We start from the raw sequence: 12355 nt of genomic DNA, 5'->3' as shown, positions 1-12355 counted from the left end.
CTGACCAAGCTCGGCGGCACCGCCATGGGCGGGGTGATTTTCGCCCTGGCCAAGCAATTCGGCCTGCCGATCCGTTACATCGGCGTCGGTGAAGGCATCGACGATTTGCGTACCTTTGAAGCCGAACCCTTTGTCCAGGCACTGTTTGCCGAACGGGAGCGTTCATGATTCGTTTCGAACAGGTCGGTAAACGCTACCCGAACGGTCACGTCGGCTTGCATGAGCTGAGCTTTCGAGTCCGTCGTGGCGAGTTCTTGTTTGTCACTGGCCACTCCGGTGCCGGTAAATCCACCCTGTTGCGCCTGCTGCTGGCGATGGAGCGTCCGACCAGCGGCAAACTGCTGCTCGCCGGCCAAGACCTGAGCACCATCAGCAACGCGCAGATTCCGTTCCTGCGTCGGCAGATCGGCGTGGTGTTCCAGAACCACCAGTTGCTGTTTGATCGCACGGTGTTTAACAACGTCGCGTTGCCGTTGCAGATTCTCGGGCTGTCCAAGGCTGAAATCGCCAAGCGTGTCGATTCGGCGCTGGAGCGTGTGGCGCTGTCGGACAAAACCGATCTGTACCCGGGCGACCTGTCCACCGGTCAGCAACAGCGTGTCGGCATCGCCCGCGCCATCGTTCACCGCCCGGCCTTGCTGCTGGCGGATGAACCGACCGGTAACCTCGACCCGCGTCTGGCGGCCGAGATCATGGGCGTGTTCGAGGACATCAACCGTCTAGGCACCAGTGTGCTGATCGCCAGTCACGACCTGGCGCTGATCGCACGCATGCGTCACCGCATGCTGACCCTGCAACGCGGCCGATTGATTGGCGACGGGGAGGCAGGGGAATGAGCGCAACACGTAGCCCCAAGGTTTCCGAGCGTGTGGCCCCGAAAGCCGCCGATCCGCAGCCGCCAAAGAAGAAAAAACACGACGATGACGATGGTCCGGATTTCGCCACGCTATTGCGTGCCTGGATCGAAAGCCATCGCGCCAGCCTGCTCGACAGCCTGCGCCGACTCGGTAAACAGCCGATCGGCAGCTTCTTTACGTGCATGGTGATGGCGGTTGCGCTGAGCCTGCCGATGGGCTTGTCACTGCTGCTTAACAACGTCGAGCGTCTCGGCGGATCGTGGCAGCGTGCCGCGCAGATTTCGCTGTACCTGCAACTCGATGCAAGCCCGGAGCAGGGCGAGTCGTTGCGCGAGCAGATCAAAGGCATGCCCGGCGTAGCTGATGCTGAATATGTCGGCCGCGATCAGGCGCTGGAAGAATTCCAGCAGCAGTCCGGCCTGGGCGAAGCCCTGCGCGAGCTGCCGGAAAACCCGCTGCCGGGCGTGGTACTGGTCACGCCGAACGAGGTCGACAAGTCGACGCTGGAAGCATTAAGACAAAAACTTTCCGAGCTGCCCAAGGTACAACAGGCACAACTTGATCTAGTCTGGGTCGAGCGTCTGGCCGCCATCCTCAAGCTTGGCGATCGTTTTGTCTTCGGTCTGACAGTGCTGCTGGTTTCTGCATTACTTTTGGTGATAGGCAATACCATTCGTCTTCATATTGAAAACCGCCGCACCGAGATAGAAGTGATTAAACTCGTCGGCGGCACTGACAGCTATGTGCGGCGTCCCTTCCTTTATATGGGCGCGTTGTACGGTTTCGGTGCGGGGCTGTTGTCCTGGGGAGTATTGGCGTTCGGCCTGAACTGGCTGAACGACGCGGTGGTTGGACTGGCCGGCTTGTACGGCAGTGATTTCGCGCTGGCCGGAGTGCCAGTTGCCGACGGTCTGTCGCTCTTGCTTGGCGCGGTGCTGTTGGGTTATATCGGTGCATGGATTGCAGTCGCACGTCATCTCAGGGAGCTGGCGCCGAAGTAGAATCTTTTTTGCGCGTGATTGGCCTTGCGGTTTTTTTGGGAACTTGTACTTGAATTCCCGGTCAATTTTTCGCAGTGCCGAGAGGCACGAGTATGTAAGTGGGAGGTTTTTTCGTATGACCAATTCTTTGCAACCTGCGTACGCGTTGGTTCCGGGTGCGAACCTGGAAGCTTATGTGCACACCGTCAACAGCATTCCATTGCTGACGCCGGAGCAGGAGCGTGAACTGGCCGAGAGTCTCTACTATGAGCAGGATTTGGGGGCGGCTCGGCAGATGGTGCTCGCCCACCTGCGTTTTGTCGTACACATTGCCCGTAGCTATTCCGGCTACGGTCTGGCTCAGGCTGACCTGATCCAGGAAGGTAACGTCGGCCTGATGAAGGCTGTCAAACGCTTCAACCCGGAAATGGGTGTGCGTCTGGTGTCGTTCGCTGTGCACTGGATCAAGGCGGAAATTCACGAGTTCATCCTGCGCAACTGGCGCATTGTGAAAGTCGCGACCACCAAGGCCCAGCGCAAGCTGTTCTTCAACCTGCGCAGCCAGAAGAAACGCCTGGCGTGGCTGAACAACGAGGAAGTCCACCGTGTGGCGGAAAGCCTCGGCGTCGAGCCGCGGGAAGTGCGCGAGATGGAAAGTCGCCTGACCGGCCATGACATGGCCTTCGACCCGGCTGCGGAAGCGGACGACGACAGTGCTTTCCAGTCGCCGGCCAACTATCTGGAAGACCACCGGTACGACCCGGCGCGTCAACTGGAGGATGCGGACTGGAGCGACAACTCCAACCACAACCTGCACGAAGCGCTGGAAGTGCTGGACGAACGTAGCCGTGACATCCTCTACCAGCGCTGGCTGGCAGAAGAGAAAGCCACGCTGCACGACCTGGCGCAGAAGTACAACGTGTCGGCCGAGCGTATTCGTCAGCTCGAAAAGAGCGCGATGAACAAGCTCAAGTTGTCGATCGCCGCATAACCGGCGCTCAGACAATAAAAAACGCCCCGATCAGCGATGATCGGGGCGTTTTCATTTGTGATTCACCACAACCCCTGTAGGAGTGAGCCTGCTCGCGATAGCGTCAGGTCTGTCACCACAAATGTGGCAGGCAAACCGCTATCGCGAGCAGGCTCACTCCTACAGGGATCTACTGCGTTTCAAATTATTGCGCCCAAGGTGCCCGGCGCGAATCGTTGAGCCCCAGCAGATAACTATCCCCGCCCAACTGGCTCATCTGCTGGCGAATCCACCCCGCCCGGCGCGACACGTAAGCCGTCGGATGGCTCGCACTCCATACGCGCGGGTTAGGTAGAACGGCCGCCAGATAGCTCGCCTGCTGCCGTGAAAGTGACTTGGCGCTCACGCCAAAGTGGTGGCGGGCCGCTGCTTCAGCGCCAAACACTCCGTCATCCCACTCGACGCTGTTCAGATAGACCTCAAGAATCCGCTGCTTGGGCCAAAACACTTCGATCAGCGCGGTAAACCATGCCTCCAGGCCTTTGCGCAGATAACTGCGGCCAGCCCACAGAAACAGGTTCTTCGACACTTGCTGGCTCAATGTGCTGGCGCCCCGGATCGAACCGCCCAGTTCGTTGTGCGCCAGCGCGGCCTGGATGGCGCCGAAATCAAACCCCCAATGCTCGGGAAACTTCTGATCCTCGCCGGCCATGACGGCCACTTTGAGGTCATCGGAGATCTCATCCCACGGTTTCCATGTCCGTTGCAGGTCGATCGGTTCGCCGTCGACCCAGGATTCAATCTTGCGTTCGACCATCAGCGCCGTTCCCGGCGGCGGCACGAAACGAAACACCAGGACCAGCAATACGCTGCCACCCGCGAACCAGAGCAGGGCCTTCGTGAGGCGACGAAAAATTGAACGCAGCATAGAGATGGCTTGGCCGAACCGGTGGAGCGGGCCATTATACAGACCCTGCCGATTGCGTCTGACTGGAGTTCTTCATGCTGCGTGGCTTTTTGATGCTGGCCGCTTTCTTCGGTTTTACTGGTGTTGCCTTGGGTGCGTTCGCCGCTCACGGTTTGAAAAGCCGCCTCACGCCCGAGTATCTGGCGATTTTCCACACCGGCGTCACCTATCAATTGGTGCACACCCTGGCGCTGTTCGGCGTCGCATTGCTGGCTACACAGATTCAGGGGCGACTGGTCACTTGGGCCGGCATTTCGTTCGCCATCGGAATTCTGCTGTTCTCCGGCAGCCTGTATGTACTGACCACCACCGGTATCAGCAAGCTCGGCATCATCACCCCGTTCGGCGGCCTGGCATTCCTGATTGGCTGGCTGTGCCTGGGGCTCGCCGCCTGGCGCTTGCAGCTAACCGCTTGACGCTTGGTGCTGACCTTTAGGTCATGATCGGGCTAGAATGCCAGCCCCTAAAAATGATGGCGGCGTTACGCATGCGCATTCAATTGAACGGCGAATCCCTTGAACTGCCCGACGGTGAAACCGTTGCGGCCCTGATTACCCGTCTGGAACTGACCGGACGCCGGGTAGCAGTCGAACTCAATCTGGATATCGTCCCGCGCAGCCAGCATGCCGACACCACGCTCAACGACGGCGACAACGTCGAAGTCGTGCACGCCATCGGTGGCGGCTAGTCGCCCGGCCTGCAAGGGCACAGAATTCTGCAAGACCCTCACCCCTCAAGAGGATTCCCCATGAGCATCGTTCGTAGCGACAAGCCTTTCGTCTTGGCCGGTCGTACTTACCAGTCGCGTTTGCTGGTCGGTACCGGCAAGTACCGTGACATGGAAGAAACCCGTCAGGCCATCGAAGCCTCGGGTGCCGAGATCGTCACTTTCGCCGTGCGCCGCACCAACCTCGGCCAGATCGAGGGCGAACCGAACCTGCTCGACGTGCTGTCGCCGGATCGCTACACCTTCCTGCCAAACACCGCCGGCTGCTACGACGCCATCGAAGCCGTGCGCACCTGCCGTCTGGCTCGTGAGCTGCTCGACGGCCACAACCTGGTGAAGCTGGAAGTGCTGGCCGACCAGAAAACCCTGTTCCCCAACGTGATCGAAACCCTCAAGGCCGCCGAAACGCTGGTCAAGGAAGGTTTCGACGTGATGGTTTACACCAGTGATGACCCGATCATCGCCCGGCAACTGGCGGAAATCGGCTGCATCGCGGTCATGCCGCTGGCCGGTCTGATCGGCTCGGGTCTGGGGATCTGCAATCCGTACAACCTGCAGATCATTCTTGAAGAAGCCAAGATCCCGGTGCTGGTCGATGCCGGTGTCGGCACTGCTTCCGACGCCACCATCGCCATGGAACTGGGCTGCGATGCCGTACTGATGAACTCGGCCATCGCCCACGCCGGTAATCCGGTGATGATGGCGCAAGCCATGCAACACGCGATCGTCGCGGGCCGTCTGGCCTATCTCGCCGGCCGCATGCCGAAAAAACTCTATGCCAGCGCCTCTTCGCCGCTGGATGGTCTGATCAAGTAAGAGCCATTGATGACTGAATCGAACGACACGCCTATCCAGACGGAAGAAGGCGACGAGCGCCAACACCGCCGCATCAAGAGTTTCGTGATGCGCGCCGGGCGCATGACCGAAGGCCAGCAACGCGGTCTGGATCAGGGCGCACCCAAGTTCGTGTTGCCGCTGGCTGATGCGCCAGTGGATTACGATCAGGTTTTTGGCCGTTCGGCACCGCGCTCGCTGGAGATCGGTTTCGGCATGGGTCACTCGCTGCTGGAAATGGCGGCGGCGGCACCGGAGCAGGATTTCATCGGCGTTGAAGTTCACCGTCCGGGTGTCGGCGCGCTGCTCAATGGCGTGCTGACTCAGGGCCTGACCAACCTGCGGGTCTACGATTGCGACGCGATCGAAGTGCTCAACCGCTGCATCGCCGACAACAGCCTCGATCGCCTGATGCTGTTTTTCCCGGATCCGTGGCACAAGAGCCGTCATCACAAGCGTCGTATCGTTCAGGCCTCATTTGCTGAACTGGTGCGCAGCAAGTTGAAAGTCGGCGGCATTCTGCACATGGCCACCGACTGGGAACCGTACGCCGAATACATGCTGGAAGTGATGAATGTCGCCCCGGGCTACCGCAACCTCGCCGAAGACGGCAAGTGCGTACCGCGCCCGGCCGAGCGCCCGATCACCAAGTTCGAACGCCGCGGCGAACGTCTTGGGCATGGCGTCTGGGACCTGAAGTTCGAAAAACTCGCTTAAGCATCACGCGATAAAAAATGTAGGAGTGAGCCTGCTCGCGATAGCGGACTGACAGTCACCGAATAGGTTGAATGTCAGTCCGCTATCGCGAGCAGGCTCACTCCTACAGTTGTTTTGGGTGTTCGAGAAGTTACAGGGTAGAGATGAAGCGCACCGGTACTTTCTCTGTCAGCCAGACACCGTTTTCTGCCTGATAGAACTTGAAGCCCTGTTCCTGCATCTGCCGTGCCGCGACTTTCAGGATCACCACAGTGCCGTAACGTTGCCCTACGGCTGAGGCGGTGGTGGTTTCTTGCGAGAGATGCACATGGTGACGCGATCCGGAGATCAAGCCTTGCTGGTTGATCGAGTCCATGAAGCGCGTTGCCGTACCGTGATATAGCGTCTCCGGCGGCTGCTTTTCCTCAAATTGCAGATCCACGCTCTGGGTCGAGTGACCCTGTACGGCGCGAATCTGCTGGCCGTCTGCGGAAATCGAAAAGCGCTTCTTGTCGCTGCTCGCAACAACGGTTTCGATCAGTGCGCGATCGAGAGTGCGACCGTCGCGTGCCGCACCGCTGATCAACACTTCGATATCCGCCCAGCCTTCTGAGTCCAGCGTAAGGCCAATGGCTTGAGGCTCGTGGCGCAAAACGAAGCTCAGAAATTTGCTTGTTTCATCCAGCAGTTTTTTACTCATGAACGTCCCTGTCTCTTCGCGCAATCCAATGTAGGAGCTGCGGCACGCTGCGATCTTTTGATCTTGAAAGAGCAGATCCAAAGATCGCAGCGTACCGCAGCTCCTACAGATGTTATGTGTGTACTGAAATCAGCGGCGGTCGGCGACTACGCCAATCAGCACCAGCACCACGAGCAGCACCGGCGCCAGGCTGTAGTTGTTGAACTGGCTCAGGCCCTTGATCACCCACGGTGTCGCGTAGATCAGTGCTGCGCCACTGCCGATCAGGCAGAGCAGTGCCATCAGTGGCACGCGCAGGGCGCCGGCGATGCTGCCCAGGCGTTGCTCGACCCAGCCTTTGAAGTCAGCGCCGAACAGCACCAACAGGCAGCCAACCAGCGCGAGGGCGATTTCCGAGAGGTTGCTGCGGCTCCAGCGGGAGACGGTGGCGAGCAGGTCGAGTATCAAATCCATGCGTTTTTCCTTGGGGCTGAAGTTGAGGGTTGGGCTCAGTTCAGAAATTGTTGCAGCAAGTCGTTGAGGAACAGCTGTCCGCGCTCGGTGGCCGCCAGACGTGACGGTTCGACCTGCAACAGACCGCTTTGTTCGGCCTCGCGCCGGCCTTCGGCAAGCGTGTCCAGCGACAGGCCGGTGCGCTCCGGATACAGACGCGATTCGACACCGGCGGTCAGGCGCAAAGCGTTCATCAGGAATTCAAACGGCATCTCGTCGTTGGTCAGCGCTTTTTCGCCAGCCTGGAAGCTTTTCGCCGGATTGAGATAGTCCTTCGGCAGACGCGTCTTCCACGTACGCACGATGCGCCCGTCCGGATGGCTGAGTTTGCCGTGGGCACCCGCGCCGATGCCGATGAAGTCGCCGAAACTCCAGTAATTGAGGTTATGCCGTGCCGGACGCCCCGCCTGGGCATACGCCGAGACTTCGTACTGCGCGTAACCGTGCTCGGCCAGCAGCGCTTGCCCGGCTTCTTGAATATCCCACAGCGTGTCGTCTTCCGGCAGCACGGGCGGCTGGTTCCAGAACACCGTGTTCGGTTCGAGCGTCAGTTGGTACCAGGAAATGTGCGTCGGCTTCAGTTCGATGGCCTGGCGCAAATCGCTCAAGGCATCGTCCAGCGACTGATCCGGCAAACCGTGCATCAAGTCGAGGTTGAAGTTATCGAACCCGGCCTGACGCGCCATGCCTGCCGCGCGCACCGCTTCGTCGCCGTTGTGGATGCGACCGAGGGCCTTGAGCTTTTCCTGCTGGAAGCTCTGGATACCGATCGACAGGCGATTGATCCCAAGTTTGCGGTAGGCGACGAACTTCTCTTGCTCGAACGTGCCCGGATTGGCTTCCAGGGTGATCTCGATGTCGTGAGCGAACGGAATGCGCTGCTCGACGCCTTCAAGCAAGCGTCCGAGGGCCTCGGCGCTGAACAGGCTTGGCGTGCCGCCACCGAAGAAGATCGAGCTGATTTCTCGGCCATAAACGGCATGCAGATCTTCATCGAGATCGGCCAGCAATGCATCGACGTATTCCTGCTCCGGCAAGACCGGGCTGGCGGTGTGCGAGTTGAAGTCGCAATACGGGCATTTGCGCACACACCACGGGATGTGGATGTACAGCGCCAGGGGCGGCAACGTCGGCAACGGCGCCCGAGGCGAAGAGGCGGCGCCGCCGACAATCAGCGACGACGCAGAAGAGTCACGGGTCATTTCAAGCCCAGACGCTGGCGCAGCAGATCCATTGCACGGGCGCGGTGGCTGATCTGGTTCTTGTCGGCCGGGCTCAGTTCGGCGCTCGACACGTCACGTTCCGGTACCCAGAACAGTGGGTCGTAACCGAAACCGTGCTCACCGCTGGCGGCGGTCAGAATCCGTCCATGCCACAAGCCTTCGCAGAGGATCGGCAACGGATCGTCAGCGTGACGCACCAGCGCCAGCACGCAGACAAACTGCGCGCCGCGCTCGGCTTCCGGCACATCCTTCAAGGCGTCGAGCAGTTTGGCATTGTTCGCCGCGTCGCCCTTGCCATCGGCATACCGCGCCGAGTAGATGCCCGGCGCACCGCCGAGGAAATCCACCGCCAGGCCGGAATCGTCGGCCAGCGCCGGCAACCCGGAAATGCGTGCGGCATTGCGCGCCTTGAGGATCGCGTTCTCGACGAACGACAGGCCGGTTTCTTCCGGCTCGACCTTGCTCCATTCGCCAATCGAGCGCAGTTGAACCGAGTCGCCGAGCATGGCCTGGAGTTCTTTGAGTTTGCCGGCGTTATGGCTGGCCAGTACGAGTTGCTTGAGGTTCATCATTCGCCGGGAAAGAGTTCTTGGTTGAAATTGATGGTGTTGATCTTGTCGCCGTTCTGCACCTTGATTTCAAAGGTGCGGGTTTCCTGCTGGTCCACCGGGTATTGGGCGATGTAGTAGATCGCACCCTGTTCGGTGATCTGGCGGAAATTCAACGGCACGCTCTGGCTGGTCAGGTCTTTGACCGTACCGGTGACGTTGGCGATCAACGGTTTGCCGTCCTTGATCACCGAGACATTGATCACGCCTTGATTCTTGCTGCGGATCAGCTCGGCAGCCTTGGCGATGTCCGGTTGCAGATACGTGGAGTTGAAGGTGTTGTAGTGCACCGTCACGTCGCCAAAGGTTTCCTTGCGCTCGCCCTTGATGACGTCGGCCGCCATGGCGCTGACGCTGAGGCAGGCAGTGAGTAACAACAACGCTAAACGACCCATGATCGTCTCCTCGAAAAGTCGTGGTTCAGACCGCGACCTTGTGATCGGCCAGCACGGGGCTGCTGACGCGGTAGATACCAATCTCACCTAATAGATTAGGCCATAGCTTACTGGCCCACCCGTGACGGTGCTGTTGATCCACGGCAAGCCGATCAATGACCTTCGCATCACGTTCGCGACAAAGTTCTTCAAAGTCTTCGAAGGTACAGAAGTGGATGTTCGGCGTGTTGTACCAGGTGTACGGGAGGAACTCGGACACCGGCATGCGGCCCTTGCTTGCCAAATACCAGCGGCAGCGCCAGTGGCCGAAATTCGGGAAGGTGATGATGCACTGACGGCCGACCCGGAGCATTTCGTCGAGGATCTTGTCCGGGTAATGCACGGCTTGCAGGGCCTGGGTCATCACGACGATGTCGAAACTGTTGCTGGCGAAGTTGCCCAGGCCCTTGTCCAGGTCCTGCTCGATGACGTTGACGCCTTTGGCCACGCATTGAGCGATGTTGTCGGCGTCGTTTTCCAGGCCATAACCGGTGACTTGTTTGTTGTCGCGCAGCCAGGTCAGCAGTTCGCCGTCACCGCAACCGAGGTCGAGGACGCGGCTGCCGGCGGGGATCCATTCCTGGATGATTTCCAGATCAGCTCTCATGGCTTTCTCACAACGTGATTCGGTTCATGTAATTGCCGAACGCCTGCAAGTAGCGCGGGATCGGAATCAGGAAGGCGTCGTGGCCCTGCGGCGCGTCGATTTCCAGATAGCTGACGTCTTTGCGCGCCGCCATCAGTGCATCGACCAGTTCGCGTGAACGGGCCGGGGAGAAGCGCCAGTCGGTGGTGAACGACATCACGCAGAACTTCGCCGTGGCGTTTTCGAAGGTCTTTGCCAGGTTATCGTCGAAGTTCGCCGCCGGATCGAAGTAATCCAGTGCCTTGGTCATCAACAGATAGGTATTGGCGTCGAAGCGCCCGGAGAACTCTTCGCCTTGGTAACGCAGATAGCTCTCGACCTGGAACTCGACACTGTGGAAGTCGTAGTTGAGCTTCTCGCTCTTCAGGCCTCGGCCGAATTTCTCGCCCATGGAGTCGTCGGACAGGTAGGTGATGTGCCCGACCATGCGCGCCAGCATCAAGCCGCGCTTGGGGATCACGCCCTGTTCCTGGAACGAACCGCCGTGGAACTCCGGGTCGGTGAGGATCGCCTGACGCGCCACTTCGTTGAAAGCGATGTTCTGTGCCGACAGTTTTGGCGCCGAGGCGATGGCCAGGCAGTGACGGACGCGATCCGGATACGTGATGGTCCACTGCAATGCCTGCATGCCACCGAGGCTGCCGCCAATCACTGCTGCCCATTGACCGATTCCGAGCAGGTCGGCCAGACGCGCCTGACTGTGCACCCAGTCTTCCACGGTGAGTACCGGGAAGTCAGCGCCGAACGGCTTGCCGGTCTCCGGGTTGATGCTGCTCGGGCCGGTGGAGCCGTTGCAGCCGCCCAGATTATTCAGGCTGACCACGAAGAACTTGTTGGTGTCGATGGGCTTGCCGGGACCGATGCAGCTGTCCCACCAACCGGGTTTGCGGTCGTCGGGGCTGTGATAACCGGCGGCGTGGTGGTGGCCGGACAAGGCGTGGCAGATCAGCACGGCGTTGCTCGCCTGTGCGTTCAGCGTGCCGTAGGTTTCGTAGATCAGGTCATAGGCGGGCAGCGAACGGCCACAGGCCAAGGCCAGCGGTTCGCTGAAGTGCGCCGTTTGCGGCGTCACCAGACCAACAGAATCGGGGGGAAAGGCAGCTGGCATCGACCCTGCTCTCGTTGAAATGAGGCGTAAGTCTAAAGACCGTGGGGGTTAGCGGCAAGCAACGATCAGGCCTGATCGTTCATTCAACACAACCCCTGTGGCGAGGGGATTTATCCCCGATCGGCTGCGCAGCAGTCGCAAAACCTGCTGACGCGGACTGGCTGGAAGAAAGCAAGGGGCGGCTTCGCCACCCATCGGGGATAAATCCCCTCGCCACAAGTACTGCACTGCTTGATCAGGGGCGCACCAGATCAGGCAAATTCGGCAGCTTCTTCGGCGAGCAGATTTTCACCCGCTTCTGCCGGTTCAACTCGCCACTGAGCAAACTGACCTGACTCTTGGAAACCCCAAACGCCTTGGCCAAAAAGCCCATCAGATAGGCATTGGCCTTGCCCTCGACCGGCGGCGCGGTCAGGCGAATCTTCAAGCGATCACCGTGCAGCCCGCAGAAATCATCGCTGCGGGCTGCCGGTTGCAGGTGACACTCGAGGATCAAGTCGTCACCGTCCCAGCGAAACCAGCTCACATCAGCAGGCGCAGGATTTCCGGCATCATCGTCATCACCGCCAGATTGTTGATCACCAGCATGTCGATCAGCTTCAACGCGAGGAAGGCGAAGATCGGCGACAGGTCCAGACCGCCCATGCTCGGCAGAAAACGGCGGAACGGCGCCAGGGCCGGTTCGCAGATCTGGTTGACCAGTTCAGCCCCCGGATTGTGGCTGCCCGGAGCGACCCACGAGAGAATCACGCTGATGATCAGGGCGAAGAAGAAAATCTTCAGGAACAGCGCGGTCACGCCGATGATCGACCAGATAAACAGTTGCAGCGGGTTGCCGGTGGTGCCGTAAGTCAGCAGCAGGGTCAGCGCCATCAGCGCCAGTTGCACCAGGATCGCCAGCACCAGCGACGACATGTCGAGGCCGAACAGGCTCGGGATGATCCGGCGCAGTGGCTTGAGCAGCGGCTGGGTGGCCTTGACGATGAACTGGCACAGCGGGTTGTAGAAGTTGGCCCGTACCAGTTGCAGCACGAAGCGCAGCAGTACGATCAGCAGGTACAGACTGCCGAGGGTTTGCAGCACGTAAACCGCTACGGTGTTCAATCCAATCAT

Annotated in this window: 17 protein-coding genes and 1 pseudogene; 8 read left to right on the top strand and 10 right to left on the bottom strand. The window is 59.8% G+C overall.

Annotated elements, in window-relative coordinates:
* The 4 genes and pseudogenes from ACIOWE_RS14185 to rpoH form a co-directional block, all read left to right on the top strand.
* Nucleotides 1-168: pseudogene (locus ACIOWE_RS14185) on the top strand (signal recognition particle-docking protein FtsY); the annotation flags it as partial.
* On the top strand, nucleotides 165-836 hold the full coding sequence (ftsE, locus tag ACIOWE_RS14180; RefSeq protein ID WP_008065082.1) for a cell division ATP-binding protein FtsE: 672 nt from the start codon (nucleotides 165-167) through the stop codon (nucleotides 834-836). The pseudogene ACIOWE_RS14185 and the gene ftsE, both read left to right, overlap by 4 nt.
* Entirely contained in the window at nucleotides 833-1858 is a 1026-nt protein-coding gene (gene ftsX / locus ACIOWE_RS14175; RefSeq protein WP_201236427.1) for a permease-like cell division protein FtsX, read from the top strand. Before ftsE ends, ftsX begins: the two co-directional genes overlap by 4 nt.
* A gap of 115 nt (nucleotides 1859-1973) precedes the next feature.
* A complete protein-coding gene (gene rpoH / locus ACIOWE_RS14170; RefSeq protein ID WP_003229146.1) occupies nucleotides 1974-2828 on the top strand; it encodes an RNA polymerase sigma factor RpoH in 855 nt (284 codons plus the stop codon).
* Between the two features lie 184 nt (nucleotides 2829-3012).
* Here the strand turns inward: rpoH and mtgA are convergent, their stop codons facing one another.
* Entirely contained in the window at nucleotides 3013-3735 is a 723-nt protein-coding gene (gene mtgA, locus ACIOWE_RS14165) for a monofunctional biosynthetic peptidoglycan transglycosylase (RefSeq protein ID WP_401392280.1), read from the bottom strand.
* Nucleotides 3736-3809: 74 nt separating this feature from the next.
* Here mtgA and ACIOWE_RS14160 point away from each other — a divergent pair, with 74 nt between their 5' ends.
* The 4 genes from ACIOWE_RS14160 to trmB all read left to right on the top strand — a co-directional run bounded on the left by ACIOWE_RS14160 (nucleotide 3810) and on the right by trmB (nucleotide 6052).
* The gene (locus ACIOWE_RS14160; RefSeq protein ID WP_401392277.1) at nucleotides 3810-4190 is read left to right on the top strand and encodes a DUF423 domain-containing protein; all 381 of its coding nucleotides are present in this window, start codon (nucleotides 3810-3812) and stop codon (nucleotides 4188-4190) included.
* Between the two features lie 71 nt (nucleotides 4191-4261).
* Entirely contained in the window at nucleotides 4262-4462 is a 201-nt protein-coding gene (gene thiS / locus ACIOWE_RS14155) for a sulfur carrier protein ThiS (RefSeq protein ID WP_122604433.1), read from the top strand.
* A gap of 60 nt (nucleotides 4463-4522) precedes the next feature.
* Nucleotides 4523-5317 carry a thiazole synthase gene (locus ACIOWE_RS14150; protein WP_166221526.1) on the top strand — a complete coding sequence of 265 codons (795 nt, stop codon included), beginning with the start codon at nucleotides 4523-4525 and terminating at the stop codon, nucleotides 5315-5317.
* A gap of 9 nt (nucleotides 5318-5326) precedes the next feature.
* Complete coding sequence (gene trmB / locus ACIOWE_RS14145; RefSeq protein ID WP_085646976.1) at nucleotides 5327-6052, top strand: tRNA (guanosine(46)-N7)-methyltransferase TrmB; 726 nt, start codon at nucleotides 5327-5329, stop codon at nucleotides 6050-6052.
* Nucleotides 6053-6182: 130 nt separating this feature from the next.
* Here trmB and ACIOWE_RS14140 read toward each other — a convergent pair whose 3' ends face one another.
* The 9 genes from ACIOWE_RS14140 to ACIOWE_RS14100 form a co-directional block, all read right to left on the bottom strand.
* Nucleotides 6183-6731, bottom strand: a complete 549-nt coding sequence (locus ACIOWE_RS14140) for an RNA 2'-phosphotransferase (protein ID WP_401392274.1) — start codon at nucleotides 6729-6731, stop codon at nucleotides 6183-6185.
* 129 nt (nucleotides 6732-6860) lie between these two features.
* Nucleotides 6861-7184 carry a DUF3392 domain-containing protein gene (locus ACIOWE_RS14135; RefSeq protein ID WP_008083808.1) on the bottom strand — a complete coding sequence of 108 codons (324 nt, stop codon included), beginning with the start codon at nucleotides 7182-7184 and terminating at the stop codon, nucleotides 6861-6863.
* Nucleotides 7185-7219: 35 nt separating this feature from the next.
* The gene (hemW, locus tag ACIOWE_RS14130) at nucleotides 7220-8425 is read right to left on the bottom strand and encodes a radical SAM family heme chaperone HemW (protein ID WP_401392271.1); all 1206 of its coding nucleotides are present in this window, start codon (nucleotides 8423-8425) and stop codon (nucleotides 7220-7222) included.
* A complete protein-coding gene (gene rdgB / locus ACIOWE_RS14125; protein ID WP_095186987.1) occupies nucleotides 8422-9018 on the bottom strand; it encodes an RdgB/HAM1 family non-canonical purine NTP pyrophosphatase in 597 nt (198 codons plus the stop codon). Before rdgB ends, hemW begins: the two co-directional genes overlap by 4 nt.
* Entirely contained in the window at nucleotides 9015-9449 is a 435-nt protein-coding gene (locus ACIOWE_RS14120) for a DUF4426 domain-containing protein (protein WP_401392268.1), read from the bottom strand. The genes rdgB and ACIOWE_RS14120 overlap by 4 nt, the downstream gene beginning before the upstream one ends.
* A gap of 25 nt (nucleotides 9450-9474) precedes the next feature.
* The gene (gene metW / locus ACIOWE_RS14115) at nucleotides 9475-10095 is read right to left on the bottom strand and encodes a methionine biosynthesis protein MetW (protein ID WP_401392265.1); all 621 of its coding nucleotides are present in this window, start codon (nucleotides 10093-10095) and stop codon (nucleotides 9475-9477) included.
* Nucleotides 10096-10102: 7 nt separating this feature from the next.
* A complete protein-coding gene (locus ACIOWE_RS14110) occupies nucleotides 10103-11242 on the bottom strand; it encodes a homoserine O-acetyltransferase (RefSeq protein WP_401392262.1) in 1140 nt (379 codons plus the stop codon).
* 235 nt (nucleotides 11243-11477) lie between these two features.
* A complete protein-coding gene (locus ACIOWE_RS14105; protein ID WP_401392259.1) occupies nucleotides 11478-11768 on the bottom strand; it encodes a DUF167 domain-containing protein in 291 nt (96 codons plus the stop codon).
* Nucleotides 11765-12355 (bottom strand): YggT family protein, encoded by a 591-nt coding sequence (locus tag ACIOWE_RS14100; RefSeq protein WP_201236435.1) that lies wholly within the window; start codon nucleotides 12353-12355, stop codon nucleotides 11765-11767. Before ACIOWE_RS14100 ends, ACIOWE_RS14105 begins: the two co-directional genes overlap by 4 nt.

The sequence above is a fragment of the Pseudomonas sp. NPDC087598 genome (genome assembly GCF_044743525.1).
In the GTDB taxonomy this organism is placed as follows: domain Bacteria; phylum Pseudomonadota; class Gammaproteobacteria; order Pseudomonadales; family Pseudomonadaceae; genus Aquipseudomonas.
Note: the sequence above shows the minus strand (reverse complement) of the source record. Positions and strands in the feature narration are given on the sequence as shown.